Genomic DNA, 14,931 nt, shown 5'->3' on the forward strand with positions numbered 1-14,931 from the left:
ACAGGCTGGTTACGGGTCAGAGATCCACGCTGTTCGGCAGGATCACAATGTCGCGTACGGTGACGTTTTTCGAACGCGTCACCATAAACAGCACTGACTCCGCCACTTCAATCGGCTGCATCAGACTGCCGTTGGCCAGCGCTTCATCCATTTTGGCTTTTGGCCAGTCGTCCAGCAGCGCGGTCACCACCGGGCCCGGTAGTACGGCGCCGACGCGCACGCCATACTGCGCCACCTGACGACGAGTGGTGTGGACAAACGCCTGCACAGCGAATTTCGACGCGGTATAGACAGGCTCCCAGATCACCGGCACCACGCCCGCGATGGAGCTGGTGAAAATAATATCCCCGGATTGTTGCGCGATCAGATGCGGCAGGACGCTGCGCACGCAGCGGAAGGCGGCGTTGATGTTGAGGTGCAGCACGCGGTCCCAGACGTCCGGGTCGCCCTCGGCCACCGGCCCGCCGATATAGGCGCCGGCGTTGGCGTGGAAGATATCGAGACGCCCGGTAAGCTGCAAAATGCCCTGCAGAAGATTATCGACCTGGTCCGCCTGCATCAGATCCACCTGCAGAGCGAAGGCGTTTTCGCCAAGTTCGGCGACCAGTTTGTTGAGCTTTTCGCCTTCGCGGTCGATTAGCACTACTTTTGCGCCAGCCCCCAGCAGGGTCTTCGCGCACTCGAGGCCGATACCGGACGCCGCGCCAGTGATCGCGGCGACTTTACCGCTGAGGGAAGTATTCATAGAGGAGACGGAGTGGTTCATTTTATAATCCTTTGCCGTGTCTGGTTAAAACTATCGAACCCGAGGGCATCGCGTTCGAGGTTATGGACAAAAACCTGGTAACATATTGAATATCAGCATCATTATTCAGGCTTGCTGGCATGTTAAGGCAGTATGCGCGCGTACTTTCTGGCGTGAAATGGATGCTCAATCGATGAAGCTATGTTGCGCTCGCTTCATCGATTGAGCAAGTGGGGAAATTAACAGCGACATGATTTTGTGACGCAAGTTGGAAAAATGAAGAAGATAACGATTTACGACCTGGCGGAGCTTTCCGGCGTTTCGGCGAGCGCGGTGAGCGCTATCCTCAACGGTAACTGGAAAAAGCGCCGCATCAGCGCAAAGCTTGCCGAAAAGGTGACCCGGATTGCTGAGGAGCAGGGCTATGCGATTAACCGCCAGGCCAGCATGCTGCGCAGTAAAAAATCACACGTCATTGGCATGATTATCCCCAAATACGATAACCGCTACTTCGGTTCCGTCGCTGAACGCTTTGAGGAGATGGCCCGCGAGCGTGGCCTGCTGCCGATTATCACCTGTACGCGCCGAAGCCCGGAGCTGGAGCTCGAAGCGGTAAAAGCGATGCTCTCCTGGCAGGTTGACTGGGTGATCGCGACCGGGGCGACCAATCCGGATAAAATTTCCGCGCTCTGCCAGCAGGCGGGCGTGCCTACGGTCAATCTCGACCTGCCGGGGTCTCTCTCTCCGTCGGTGATTTCAGATAACTACGGCGGTGCGAAAGCGCTGACCCACAAGATCCTCGCTAACAGCGCCCGCCGTCGGGGATCGCTGGCGCCGCTGACCTTCATCGGCGGGCGCAGCAGCGACCATAACACCAGCGAGCGTTTACGCGGTTTCCACGATGCGCATCACGAGCAGGGGCTGAGCGTGCCGCAGGCGAATATTCTGGCTCCCGGCTATTCGAAAGGTCACGTTGAGGACTGCCTGCAGGAGCGGTTTGGCAGCGCGAAGACGCTATTGCAGGGGATATTTGTTAACTCGACGATATCCCTTGAAGGGGTTGTGCGCTGGCTGTCGCAGGTGGGGCTTACCGGCAGCGAGCAGCCGCCGATGGGCTGCTTCGACTGGGATCCGTTTGTCTATCTGCTGGGGCACGATATCGACATGGTGCAGCAGGACGTGCCGGCGATGCTGGACGCTGTTTTTTCGATTATTGACGCCGGCGAAGCCAGCCAGCAGCGGATTGAAATTCCGCCGCGACTGATGAGCAGCAGCTGAGTCGCTGTTTGCCGTTAGCGCGTCAGCAGCCAGCGAGCGGTATGTTCATCGGTCACCAGGCCGTTGATCCAGCCGCCTTTAAGGGCGGCCAGGATCGCCGGTCGTTTGTATTCTCCACAGGCCGCGGCAATCCGCGGGCAGTGGTTCTGGCGGATATCATAGCTGGTGATCATGCGGTTGATCTCGCTGTCGACCACCTCGCCTTCTGCATCAATAAACCGCCCGAGGATCTCCCCGATGCCGCCGCGGGCGGTCAGCTCATCCATCTGCGCCTGATTGATAAATCCGTCTTTAAAGATCGGGCTTTGCGTGCCCAGCGGACCAATACCGACAAAAATCACGTCCGCCTCCCGGGCGACGCCAGAGACGCTGCGGAATAAGCGATTGGTGCACCACATCTCATACTCATCCGCGGTCTGGGCGTAGCGCGGCGCCGGCCACTGATAGTACTTGGCTTTTATTTTGCTCGTCAGCAGCAGGGGCACGTCATCGTAATAGTTGCACTGCCCGTCGGCGTCCATGGCGCTGATCAGCGCCACGCAGCGGGTATTCAGGCTGTCGAAATCGATGCGCTGCAGCGCTTTTTTCAGGGTCAGGCCCGAGCCCAGACCGATGATTTTCTCTTTATCATCCTGCAGGTAGCGAGCCATCAGCTGATAGCAGCCAAACGATACGCTGTCGAGGGTGCTTTCTTCGCTAAAGGCGGGGACCACATTGCACTCAAGAAGCCGATACTTTTCCTGCAACAACTGCGCATAATCGAGGCAGTTCGCCACTGGATGGTGCAGATTAATCGACACAATCCCCTCTTCTTTCGCGGCGGCGATCAGCCGTTGCACCACCGGTCTGGAGGTGCCCAGCTGGCTGGCAATCTCGCTCTGATTCTGGCCGGCGATGTAGTACATCCATGCGGCACGCACCTTCTGATCCAACCGGATATCGTCTTCTTTACTCATGGTTTTCCGCCCTAAGTTGCTGGCCTGGGCACGCAATTGGCCCGGCGAATACCCGCATTCTCGCCGTGGTTGGCATAACTGGCAAGCTTTTGCTCTCGACTGGTCATTTGTAATTTAATTGGGTAATTGTTCTTTTGTGATCTGTGGCTCTTATTTTGGTCAAATGATCAATTACAGTGGCGCCATCAACTCAAGGAGAGCAGAACATGAACAATCAATTCACATGGCTTCACATTGGTCTGGGTTCTTTTCATCGCGCGCATCAGGCGTGGTATCTGCATCGTCTGATGGCTTCCGGGGATAAGCGCTGGCGCATCGCGGCGGGCAATATCCGCAACGACGCCGAGCAGGTGGTGCAGGCGCTGGCGGCGCAGGGAGGACGTTACGTGCTGGAGACCGTCAGCCCGGAAGGGGAGCGCGAATATGAAGAAATCACCTCTATTCAGAAACTGCTGCCGTGGCAGGCAGGGCTGCAGCCGCTGATTAACGAAGGGGCCAATCCGCAGACCAAAGTTATCGCCTTTACCGTGACGGAAGGGGGGTACTACCTGAACACCCGCCATCAGCTGGAAACCAGCAACCCCGATCTGCAGGCCGACCTGAAAGGCGAATGCAAAACCATTTACGGCACCCTCGCACGAATTCTGGAAAAGCGCATGGCGGACAACGCCGGGCCGCTGACCCTGCTCAACTGCGACAACGTGCGGCATAACGGTGAGCGCTTCCACGACGGGATGGTGGAGTTCCTGCAGCTTACCGGCAAACAGGCGGTGATTGACTGGATGGCCGCGAATACCACCTGTCCGAATACCATGGTGGACCGCATCACCCCGCGTCCGGCGGCCGATCTGCCGGCCCGTATCAAAGCGCAAACCGGCATTGACGATAAGGCGCCGGTAATGGGCGAGACCTTTATCCAGTGGGTGGTGGAGAACAACTTCCGCGATGCCCGCCCAAATCTGGAAGCGGTCGGCGTGGAGATGGTCGAGTCGGTTATCCCCTATGAAGAGGCGAAAATCCGCATCCTGAACGCGTCCCACAGCTGCATTTCCTGGGCGGGGACCTTAATCGGCCAGCAGTATATTCACGAAAGCACGCTCACCGATGCTATCTACGCCATTGCCGACCGCTACGTCACGGAGGATGTCATTCCTTGCCTCGGCGATAACGGCATTGATCTGCCGACCTACCGCGATGTGGTGCTCAAGCGCTTTACCAACCCGCATATCCAGGACACCAACCAGCGCGTTGCCGCCGATGGTTTCTCAAAGATTCCGGCGATGATCGCGCCAACCTTGCAGGAGTGCTATCAGCGCGGCGTCCGTCCGGAAGCGACCGCCATGCTGCCAGCGCTGTTCTTCGTCTTTATGGAGCAGTGGCATAAGGGAACCCTGCCGTATCAGTACCAGGACGGCATCCTGGATGAGCAGGCGGTGCATGAGATGTATGAGGCTCAGGATCCGGTGGCTGTCTTCGCCCGTGATAAAGCCCTGTTTGGCGACCTGGCCGACAACGCGGATTTCCTGGCGCTAATGCGCGAGAAAGTCGCCGCTGTTTACACGCTGATTAAATAAGAGGTGGCTATGTATCTGGGTATCGATCTTGGCACATCGGAAGTCAAAGCGCTGGTCATTGATGAGAACAATCAGGTTATCGCCAGCCATAGCGCGCCGCTGAGCATTCAGCGGCCTCATCCGCACTGGTCAGAACAATCGCCGGAGCTATGGTGGGAGGCGACGGAGTACCTGATGGCCACCCTACGGGAAAAATGCACTCAGCACTGGTCGGCCGTCAAGGCGATTGGCCTCTCCGGACAGATGCACGGCGCGGTGTTGCTGGATGAAAAGGGGGAGACGATCCGTCCGGCCATTCTGTGGAACGACACCCGCTGCGCCGCAGAGTGCGCGGAGCTGGAGGAGATGGCGCCGGAGCTGCATCAGGTGGCGGGCAACCTGGCGATGCCGGGCTTTACCGCGCCGAAGCTGCTGTGGGTGCGTCGTCACGAGCCGCAAAACTTTCAGCGCACCGCCACGGTGCTGCTGCCGAAGGATTATCTGCGCTACCGGATGACCGGGAAGAAAGTCTCCGATATGTCGGACGCCGCCGGAACGCTGTGGCTGGACGTGGCGAAGCGCGACTGGTCCGACTCGCTGCTGGATAAATGCGGCCTGTCGCGCAGCCAGATGCCGATGCTGGTGGAAGGCTGTGAGGTTTCCGCCACCCTTGACCCGCAGGTGGCTGCACGCTGGGGGCTGAACGCCTCGGTGGTGGTGGCCGGGGGCGGTGGCGATAACGCGGTCAGCGCCATTGGCGTCGGCGCGGTTTCGCCGGGGGACGCGTTTATTTCGCTCGGTACCTCCGGGGTGCTGTTTGTGGTGACCGACGCCTATCGTCCGGCGCCGCAGTCGGCGGTCCATGCGTTTTGTCACGTTCTGCCGAACCTGTGGCATCAGATGAGCGTGATGCTTAGCGCCGCCAGCTGTTTGCAGTGGTTCTGCCGCCTCACCGGTACCACGGAAGTGGCGCTGCTGGCGGAGATTGCCGAGCTAAGCGAGGAGGATAAAGCCAACGCGCCGTTCTTCCTGCCTTATCTCTCCGGGGAACGAACCCCGCATAACGATCCTGACGCCCGCGGCATCTTCTGGGGCATGACCCACTCCAGTCTGCGTGCCCAGCTCGGCTACGCGGTGCTGGAAGGGGTGAGCTTTGGCATCAATGACGGTCTGCAGGCATTGAAAGAGAGCGGGACGCCGATCGCGCAGTGCTCGCTGGTGGGCGGGGGCGCCCGCAGTCCGTTCTGGGCCCAGCTGCTGGCCGATATTCTCGCTATGCCGGTGGTGACCCACAAAGGCGGAGAGACCGGCGGCGCGCTGGGCGCGGCGCGGCTAGCCTGCCTGGCGGCGGGCAAACCGATTGCCGCGGTGTGTGAAAAACCGGAAGTCTGGCAGACCTGGCGTGCGGATCCTGTTCGCCACCACACCCTGATGCAACGCTACGCGCAGTTTAAGGCCCTGTATTTAAACGATCTGCACTATCGGCAGCACTAATTTTCATCACCACAGCCGCTTCGTTGCACATCGCGGAGCGGCCACCCTGTACCCTGAAAACGAGGTCATTATGTCTATCAATAATAAACAGTGGCTCGGTTTACCCCTGAACCTGCTCTGGGGATACATCGCCATTGCCGTATTTATGACCGGCGACGGTTTTGAATTAGCGTTTCTCTCACACTATATCAAAGCGCTCGGCTTCTCTCCGGCGGAGGCCTCCTTTGCCTTTACCCTCTACGGCCTGGCCGCCGCGCTGTCGGCGTGGATTTCCGGCGTGGTGGCGGAAATTATCACCCCGCTGAAAACGATGATGATTGGCTTCGTACTGTGGTGCGTGTTCCACGTGCTGTTCCTCGTTTTCGGCCTCGGTCACGCCAACTATGCGCTGATCCTGCTTTTCTACGGCATCCGCGGCTTCGCCTATCCGCTGTTCCTCTACTCGTTTATCGTGGCGATTGTCCATAACGTCAAAAGCGACAACGCCAGCTCGGCCATCGGTTGGTTCTGGGCGGTCTATTCCATCGGCATCGGGGTCTTCGGCAGCTATATTCCGAGCTTCACCATTCCGCATATTGGCGAAATGGGCACCCTGTGGCTGGCGCTGGCCTTCTGCCTTACCGGGGGGATGATTGCTCTGGCTTCCCTGCGCCATATTCAAACGCCGCAGCATATGCAGAATCTCACCACCCGTGAGAAGTTTGCCGAGCTGGGACGCGCCGCGACGCTGCTGTATACCAACCGCAATATTCTGCTGTCGAGCATGGTCAGGATCATCAATACCCTCTCGCTGTTCGGGTTTGCGGTGATTATGCCGATGATGTTCGTTGATGAGCTGGGCTTTACCACTTCAGAATGGCTTCAGGTGTGGGCGGTCTTCTTCTTCACCACCATTTTCTCTAACGTGCTGTGGGGCATTTTGGGTGAAAAACTGGGCTGGATGAAGGTGGTGCGCTGGTTCGGCTGCATCGGGATGGCGCTTTCCAGCCTGGCGTTTTACTACATCCCTCAGCACTTTGGCCACAGCTTTGCGATGGCGCTGATCCCGGCCATCGCCCTGGGGATCTTTGTCGCCGCCTTTGTGCCGCTGGCCGCCGTGTTCCCTGCGCTGGAGCCGAAGCACAAAGGCGCGGCGATTTCGGTGTATAACCTGTCGGCGGGGATGTCTAACTTTCTCGCTCCGGCGATTGCCGTGGTGCTGCTGCCGTTCTTCAGCACCATTGGGGTAGTCATCGCCTATACCGCATTGTACGTGGTGGCCTTTTTCCTCTGTGCGTTTATCCGCGTGGAGCAGCCGGGATTTTCCCACAAGGAAGCGACTGCCCGTGAGCAGGTTGAATTCTCTTAAGGTGATGTGGCTGGCATGGGCTCCATGCCAGCCTTAATGAGGTGAACGAATGAGTATGCAGGCGGTTATTTTTGACATGGATGGCGTGATTATTGATTCCGAGGCGCTGTGGCGCCAGGCGCAGATTGACGCCCTCGCGCAGTGGGGAGCAACGGCGAGCGTGGCTGAGTGTGAAACCCTGACCAAGGGCAAACGCCTCGACGAAATCGCCGACACCTGGTGCCGCTATTTTCAGCTTAACCTTGCCCCATCGCTGCTGGAAGAGGCCATATTGCAGCGCATCACCGGCCTGATTGCCGCCGATGGCGAGCCGATGCGTGGGGTGCAGGAGGCGTTAGGCTATTTTCGCGCTGCCGGCTATAAAATTGCGCTCGCCACGTCATCATCCCGCCAGGTTATCGCCGCCGTGCTGAACAAGCTCTCGCTCTGGCACTTTTTTGACGCGATCTCCAGCGCAGATGATGAACCACGCGGCAAACCGCACCCGGCGGTGTACCTCACGACGCTGCGGAAGCTCAATCTCAACGCCAGCCAGTGTCTGGTGATTGAGGATAGCTTTACCGGCTTTTGCGCGGCCCAGTCGGCGGGGATTGCCACGATAGTGATTGCAGAAGATAGCCAGCACGCGCGTTTTCAGGCCGCCGCTGGCCGCTATCAAACCTTACCTGAACTGCTGGAAGCGCTTAGCGCGGAGCCAGCGGCGGCGGTTTAAGTCAGCCATTTGTGGGCGCAGACATTCCCGGGATGTAGCTGGTCGGTTAATCTCTTCTCTGCGCTCACGCCCTTTTTTCTCCTGGTCGATCTGCCTCACATTTCGCTCATCTTTTGTGAAAACAGTCACGTCTTGTTGTGCCAATGCCCAAATTTATGGCCTTGCTTAGCGGTGTTTGTCCGAGGCACTACTACGAAGTTGTGCTTAGATTATATATTGAAACGTATTTTCAATAATGTGAAACCGCTTTGCCGATTTGATTATGTCGATCGGATTTGGCCGTGATAAGGACCGAGCATGAAAATTGAATCTGTGAATGTCACCGTTTTCCAATATCCCACTCGTCGGGTTTCCGACAGCGCCGGGCACTCCCATCCGGGGGTTGAAAGCATGGCCAAAATGGCGATGCTGACCATCACCGCTGATGATGGGGCGCAGGGCTTTTCGTTTGCGCCTCCGGAAGTCGTGCGCCCGTTCGTGGTGAATACTTTTTTTCGCAAAGTGCTGGTGGGACAGGACCCGTTTAACCGTGAGCGTATCTGGCAGGATCTTAACCACTGGCAGCGCGGCAGCGCACATCAGCTAACGGAGCGCGCGCTGTCGTTTGTTGAACAGGCGCTGTGGGACCTGATCGGCCGCAGCCTTAAGATGCCGGTTTATAAGCTGCTCGGCGGCTATCGCGACACTGTCCCGGCTTACGGTAGCACCATGTGCGGCGACGATCTGCCGGGCGGCCTGTCGACCCCGGAAGAGTATGCCGCTTTTGCTGAGAAGCTGGTCGCCCGCGGCTACAAGGCCATCAAGCTGCACACCTGGATGCCGCCAATCTCTTTTGCGCCCAATCCCAAAATGGACATTAAAGCCTGCGCGGCGGTGCGCGAAGCCGTAGGGCCGGATATTGACCTGATGATTGATGGCTATCACTGGTACAGCCGCGCCGAGGCGCTGTGGATCGGCAAAGAGCTGGAAAAACTCAATTTCGCCTGGTTTGAAGAGCCGATGGAGGAGGATTCGATGTCCTCCTATGCGTGGCTGGCGGAAAACCTGTCGATTCCCATCGTCGGGCCGGAGAGCTTCGGCGGCAAGCACCACATGCGCGCCGAATGGGTGAAAGCCGGGGCCTGCGACATTCTGCGCGCCGGCGCTAACGGCGTGGGGGGGATTACACCGACCATGAAGGTGGCGGCGCTGGCGGAATCTTTCGGCATGGATTGCGAAGTCCACGGCAACGGAGCGGCAAGCCTGGCGGTGGTGGGCGCGATCCGCAACTGCCGCTGGTACGAGCGCGGCCTGCTGCATCCGTTCCTCGACTACGATGAACCGGCGGCCTATCTCAACAGCATTGTCGACCCGATGGATGACCAGGGATTTGTGCATTTGTCACAACGTCCGGGTCTCGGTGAAGACATTAATTTTGCGTATATCGAAGCCAATACCATTAGCCACGACTGATTTAAAAAAATAAATACCCGATGGCGCTGCGCTTATCGAGCCTGCGGCCCGGTAGACCGGATAAGCCGAAAATGCCGCCATCCGGCAACATGTACCCTACAGTACAGGCAAACAGAGATATGAAAAAAACCTCCTTACTGGGAGCGTGTATTCTCGCGCTCGCCATGTCGATGGGGAGCGGGGAGGCGGTGGCGAAAACGCCGCCCGACCAGCTGATCATCGGCATGAATATGAATAACCTGCTCACCCTTGACCCGGCGGCGATGACCGGTAACGAAGTGGTGGGGATCGTGGTCAACCTCTACGACTCGCTGGTGGAGCTTGACCCTGAGCAGCTCACCACCGTCAGGCCCGCGCTGGCGAAATCCTGGGATATCAGCCCCGACGGCAAAACCCTGACCTTTCATCTGCGCGATGACGTTAAGTTTCACTCCGGCAACCCGCTGACCGCCGCCGACGTCGTGTGGTCAATGCGGCGCATCCTGCACCTCAACCTGGCCCAGGCCTCAGTATGGAAATCCTATGGCTTCAGTAAGAAAAATATCGACAGCCAGGTCAGCGCGCCGGACCGCTTCACGGTGCAAATCGTATTACCCAAAGATAACGATCCGCAGCTGGTGATTTACTCGCTGGCGGCGCTGGGCAACCTCGGAGTGCTGGACAGTAAAACGGTGCAAAGCCACCAGCAGGATAACGACTGGGGTAACCGCTGGCTAACCACCCATGAAGCCGGTTCCGGGCCGTTTATCCTCGAAACCTGGCAGGCGAAAGATGTGCTGCGCATGAAGCGCAACCCTGACTACTGGCGCGGCGAGGCGAAAATGAGCCGCGTGGTACTGCGTCATTTCCAGGAGTCGCAAACTCTGCGCCTGATGATCGAAAAAGGCGACCTTGATATTGCCAACAATATGGCGGTTTCCGATATCAACGCCCTGCGCAGCGATCCGCAGCTGACCGTCGATGCGGTGCAGCGCGGCACCATGTACTACGTGGCGATGAGCATGAAAGAGGCGCACTTCGCCAATCCGAAAGTGCGCGAGGCGGTGCGCTATCTGATTGATTACCAGGGTATCAATAAAGCGCTGATGCCGGGCTACGGCGTGCTGCACCAGCGGCCTATCAAAGCGGGAATGCCGTCCACGCTACCCGATCCCGGCTACAGGCTGGATGTGGCGCGGGCGAAAAAGCTGCTGGCGGAAGCGGGATATCCCAACGGCTTTGATACCACGCTGCGGGTACTCTCCGATCAGCCATTTCTTAACATCGCTATCGCCGTGCAGTCGACGCTGATGCAGGCGGGGATTAACGCCAAAATCATCACCGGCACTGGTAACCAGATCTACGGCGCAATGCGCGAGCGTAAATTTGACCTGCTGGTAGGTCGCGGCGGCAGCGGGATGGAGCCGCATCCGCACTCCAGCCTGCGCGCGCTGGTCTATAACCCGGATAACAGCGATAAGGCGCGCCTGACCAACTTCCAGGGCTGGCGTACCGGTTTTTACGACCCGCAACTGAATACGATGATTGACCAGGCCCTGCTGGAACGCGATCCGCAAAAACAGGTGGCTGACTACCAGGCCATCCAGACACGCTACGACCAGCTGGTTCCGGCTTTAATTCCGCTTTCGCAGATGGTTGATTCGGTCGTCGTGCGCAACGAGGTACGGGAGTATCAGCCGCACCCCTCCGCCACCACTTTTCTGCGTGACGTCTATAAAGTCCGCGAAGGAGAGAAAGGATGAGTACCGCAATCCTTGCGCCCGGCTCACGCGGCCGGCGCTTATCAAAACGGCTACTGCAGGTGGTGATTACACTGTTCGGCCTGCTGCTGCTGACCTTTACCATTGGCCGCGTCATGCCCATCGACCCGGTGCTGGCGATTGTCGGCCCGGATGCTGACCAGAGTACCTATCAGCAGGTTTACCAGCAGCTGGGGTTTGATAAATCGCTGACCACCCAGTTTGGCATCTATTTCGTCAACCTGTTGCACGGCGATCTGGGCAACGCGCTGCTGACCGGGAAACCGGTGGTGGACGATATTATCCGCGTCTTCCCGGCCACCATGGAGCTGGCAACGATGGCGATTATTGTCGGCGCGGGTCTTGGTATTCCGCTGGGCGTGTTGGCGGCGGCGCGGCGCAATAGCGTCTCCGATTATGTGGTACGCATTATCAGCCTGGCGGGCTACTCGATGCCGATCTTTTGGGTCGGGATGATGGGGCTGCTGGTGTTCTATGCCTGGCTTGGCTGGGTAGGCGGCGCCGGGAGGGTAGAGCTCGGGCTGGATGGTGTGGTGCCGCGCTGCACCGGGCTGATGACCGTTGATGCGCTGCTGGCCGGCAACGGCCAGGTGTTCTGGAACGCCATTAATCATCTGATTCTTCCCGCCTCGCTGCTGGGTTTTCACTCGCTGGCTTATATCAGCCGTATGACCCGCAGCTTTATGCTGGCCCAGCTGTCGCAGGAGTTCATTATTACCGCCCGGGTGAAAGGGCTGACCGAGCGCCAGGTTATCTGGAACCATGCGTTTCGTAACATCCTCGTGCAACTGCTGACGGTGGTGGCGCTGGCCTACGGCGCGCTGCTGGAAGGCGCGGTGCTGATTGAAACCGTCTTCTCATGGCCGGGGTTTGGCTCCTACCTTACCGGAAGCTTGCTGCTGGGCGATATGAATGCGGTGATGGGCTGCGTGCTGCTGGTGGGGGTGATCTTCGTGATGCTCAACCTGCTCTCCGACATGCTGTATCAATTCTTTGACCCGAGGACAAAATCATGACCGTTTCTCTGGATTCGCCGCTTTCAGGTGGTGCGGGCGAAGGCCGTCAGCGGCTGCAACGCGCGGCGGCGCGGGCCGTCGGGTTTATCGGCAAAATGGCGCGCAATCCGCTCACGGCCATCGGCGGAGGAATTATCTTTATGCTGCTGGTGGTGGCGATTTTCGCGCCGCTGATTGCGCCTTATAACCCGCTGGTACAGGACCTGAATAGTGCGCTGGTCGCGCCGAATGCGCAGCACTGGTTCGGCACCGATGAGTTTGGCCGAGATATCTTTAGTCGCCTGGTGTACGGCTCCCGCATCACGCTCTATATCGTGCTGCTGGTCTCAGTGACCGTCGGTCCGCTCGGACTGCTGCTGGGCGTCAGTGCCGGCTATTTCGGCGGTAAAGTCGATATGGTGCTGATGCGCGTCACCGATATTTTCATCTCCTTCCCGAGTCTGGTCCTGGCGCTGGCGTTTGTCGCCGCTTTAGGACCGGGGCTGGAGCACGTGGTTATCGCCATCACGCTGACCGCCTGGCCGCCGATTGCCCGTCTGGCGCGCGCCGAAACGCTCTCTCTGCGCCAGGCTGATTTTATCTCCGCCGTGCGTCTGCAGGGCGCTTCATCGGCCCGCGTCCTCTGGCGCCATATCGTGCCGCTGTGTCTGCCCTCGGTCATTATCCGTATCACCATGAATATGGCCGGGATCATTCTGACCGCGGCCGGCCTAGGCTTTCTCGGCCTCGGCGCGCAGCCGCCAGAGCCGGAGTGGGGAGCGATGATCTCCAGCGGGCGCACTTATATGATGGAGTGCTGGTGGGTCGTAACCATTCCGGGGCTGGCGATTTTGATCAATAGCTTAGCGTTCAACTTCTTAGGAGATGGCCTACGTGACATCCTCGATCCCCGTAGTGAATAATGCACCGCTGCTCGACGTGCGCGATTTGTGCGTCGACTTTGTTAACGGTAGCGCGGTGACCCACGCCGTGCGCGGCGTCTCCTTCCAGCTGGGGCATGAGAAGCTGGCTATTGTCGGCGAGTCCGGTTCGGGTAAGTCCACCGTTGGGCGCGCGCTGCTGCAGCTGCATCCGAAAAAGGCCCGCGTCAGCGCCAGCCGGATGCAGTTTGCCGACCTCGATCTGCAGCATCTTAGCGAAGCGCAGATGCGCGGCGTACGCGGCAAACGTATCTCTATGATTATGCAGGACCCGAAATATTCGCTTAGTCCGGTGGTCTGCGTGGGTAAGCAAATCGCCGAGGCCTGGCTTACTCATCATCCCGGGCGCAAAGATGAGGCGAAAGCCAGGGCGCTGGAGATGCTGGAGGTGGTGCGTATTCGCCAGCCGGAGCGCGTTTATCAGCTTTATCCGCATGAAATATCCGGCGGACAGGGGCAGCGCATCATGATCGCCATGATGCTGATTACCGACCCGGAGCTGATCATTGCCGATGAGCCCACCTCCGCGCTGGACGTGTCGGTGCGCCTGCAGGTGCTGGGCCTGCTGGATGACCTGGTTCAGTCGCGCGGGCTGGGGCTGATTTTTATCAGCCACGATATCAACCTGGTGCGCAGCTTCTGCGACCGAGTGCTGGTGATGTACGCCGGACGGGTAGTGGAGTCCATCGCCGCTAAAGATCTCGATCACGCCCGTCACCCCTACACTCAGGGATTGATTAACTCGCTGCCGGATATGCAGCATCGTCGCCCGATACTGCCGGTGCTGCAGCGTCAGGCCAGCTGGTTAACGGATTAAGGAGCGGATAATGATTGAAGTTCAACATCTCAACCTCGCGTTTGGCGAGGGGGAGAAGCGTAACCAGGTGCTGTATGACGTCAGTTTCCACGTTAAGCCCGGCGAGATCTACGGTCTGGTAGGAGAGTCCGGTTCCGGTAAAACGACGGTGCTCAAGTGCCTGGCGGGGCTGTTTACCCACTGGCAGGGGGAACTGACCATCGATGCTCAGCCCTTAGGGCATGAAATTAGCCGCGAGCGCTGCCGTCAGGTGCAGATGGTATTTCAGGACCCCTACGGATCGCTGCATCCCCGTCACACCATTGGCGATATCCTCGAAGAGCCGCTGCAGATCCATCGTATCAACGACCGCGACCGGCGGATCAATGTGCTGCTGGATAAAGTTGGCCTCAACCGCGCCTTTCGCGAGCGCTATCCGCATCAGCTCTCCGGCGGGCAGCGGCAGCGCGTGGCGATAGCCAGAGCGCTGATTCTTGAGCCTCAGGTGCTGCTGCTGGATGAGCCGACGTCGGCGCTGGATGTGTCGGTGCAGGCTGAGATCCTTAACCTGCTGGCAGAATTGCAGCGGGAGGCTAAGCTCACTTACCTGATGGTCACCCACGATCTTGGGGTTATTGCCCACTTATGCCAGAAAGTGGCGGTGATGCAGTACGGGAAGATCCTCGAAACCCTGACGGTCGATGCGCTGGTCAGCGGCCAGGCGCAGACGGCCTATACGCAGATGCTGGTTAACGCCAGTCGGCAATATACGCGCGAAATGGCGCGTGAGGTGGCGGAATACTAAGCTTTATGGCGCATTGTCTCACGGCAGATGCGCCCATTCTAATAGGTAACTATTTGATGTTATAGGTTTTTTGTGGTTGTGGGTATCGTCTATTAA

The 14,931-nt window shown here is 58.6% G+C and carries 13 protein-coding genes; 11 read left to right on the forward strand and 2 right to left on the reverse strand.

The window, feature by feature from the left end:
* Positions 1–16: 16 nt before the first annotated feature.
* Positions 17–766, reverse strand: a complete 750-nt coding sequence (locus KHQ24_RS20355; protein WP_023318720.1) for an SDR family oxidoreductase — start codon at positions 764–766, stop codon at positions 17–19.
* Between the two features lie 255 nt (positions 767–1,021).
* Here KHQ24_RS20355 and KHQ24_RS20360 point away from each other — a divergent pair, with 255 nt between their 5' ends.
* The gene (locus KHQ24_RS20360; protein WP_023318719.1) at positions 1,022–2,023 is read left to right on the forward strand and encodes a substrate-binding domain-containing protein; all 1,002 of its coding nucleotides are present in this window, start codon (positions 1,022–1,024) and stop codon (positions 2,021–2,023) included.
* 14 nt (positions 2,024–2,037) lie between these two features.
* Here KHQ24_RS20360 and KHQ24_RS20365 read toward each other — a convergent pair whose 3' ends face one another.
* Complete coding sequence (locus KHQ24_RS20365) at positions 2,038–2,979, reverse strand: sugar-binding transcriptional regulator (protein ID WP_004201572.1); 942 nt, start codon at positions 2,977–2,979, stop codon at positions 2,038–2,040.
* A gap of 206 nt (positions 2,980–3,185) precedes the next feature.
* Between KHQ24_RS20365 and dalD the strand changes: the two genes are divergently transcribed.
* The 10 genes from dalD (at position 3,186) to KHQ24_RS20415 (ending at position 14,835) form a co-directional block, all read left to right on the forward strand.
* Positions 3,186–4,553 (forward strand): D-arabinitol 4-dehydrogenase, encoded by a 1,368-nt coding sequence (gene dalD / locus KHQ24_RS20370; RefSeq protein ID WP_043520363.1) that lies wholly within the window; start codon positions 3,186–3,188, stop codon positions 4,551–4,553.
* A gap of 9 nt (positions 4,554–4,562) precedes the next feature.
* Positions 4,563–6,026 carry a xylulokinase gene (gene xylB / locus KHQ24_RS20375; protein ID WP_211777437.1) on the forward strand — a complete coding sequence of 488 codons (1,464 nt, stop codon included), beginning with the start codon at positions 4,563–4,565 and terminating at the stop codon, positions 6,024–6,026.
* Between the two features lie 70 nt (positions 6,027–6,096).
* Positions 6,097–7,374: a D-arabinitol transporter gene (gene dalT, locus KHQ24_RS20380; protein WP_064183483.1), complete on the forward strand. Its 1,278-nt coding sequence runs from the start codon at positions 6,097–6,099 to the stop codon at positions 7,372–7,374.
* 49 nt (positions 7,375–7,423) lie between these two features.
* Positions 7,424–8,086, forward strand: coding sequence for an HAD family hydrolase (locus KHQ24_RS20385; protein WP_017899354.1), 663 nt, complete (start codon positions 7,424–7,426; stop codon positions 8,084–8,086).
* 297 nt (positions 8,087–8,383) lie between these two features.
* Positions 8,384–9,538 (forward strand): mandelate racemase family protein, encoded by a 1,155-nt coding sequence (locus KHQ24_RS20390; protein WP_087830660.1) that lies wholly within the window; start codon positions 8,384–8,386, stop codon positions 9,536–9,538.
* Positions 9,539–9,657: 119 nt separating this feature from the next.
* Positions 9,658–11,280, forward strand: coding sequence for an ABC transporter substrate-binding protein (locus KHQ24_RS20395; RefSeq protein ID WP_004180553.1), 1,623 nt, complete (start codon positions 9,658–9,660; stop codon positions 11,278–11,280).
* Complete coding sequence (locus tag KHQ24_RS20400; RefSeq protein WP_032456380.1) at positions 11,277–12,314, forward strand: ABC transporter permease; 1,038 nt, start codon at positions 11,277–11,279, stop codon at positions 12,312–12,314. The genes KHQ24_RS20395 and KHQ24_RS20400 overlap by 4 nt, the downstream gene beginning before the upstream one ends.
* Complete coding sequence (locus KHQ24_RS20405; protein ID WP_004200464.1) at positions 12,311–13,216, forward strand: ABC transporter permease; 906 nt, start codon at positions 12,311–12,313, stop codon at positions 13,214–13,216. Before KHQ24_RS20400 ends, KHQ24_RS20405 begins: the two co-directional genes overlap by 4 nt.
* Complete coding sequence (locus tag KHQ24_RS20410) at positions 13,188–14,051, forward strand: ABC transporter ATP-binding protein (RefSeq protein WP_211777438.1); 864 nt, start codon at positions 13,188–13,190, stop codon at positions 14,049–14,051. Before KHQ24_RS20405 ends, KHQ24_RS20410 begins: the two co-directional genes overlap by 29 nt.
* A gap of 10 nt (positions 14,052–14,061) precedes the next feature.
* Entirely contained in the window at positions 14,062–14,835 is a 774-nt protein-coding gene (locus KHQ24_RS20415; RefSeq protein WP_004180550.1) for an ABC transporter ATP-binding protein, read from the forward strand.
* The last annotated feature ends 96 nt before the right edge of the window (positions 14,836–14,931 follow it).

Source organism: Klebsiella sp. 54 (assembly GCF_018223875.1).
In the GTDB taxonomy this organism is placed as follows: Bacteria; Pseudomonadota; Gammaproteobacteria; order Enterobacterales; family Enterobacteriaceae; genus Klebsiella; species Klebsiella quasipneumoniae.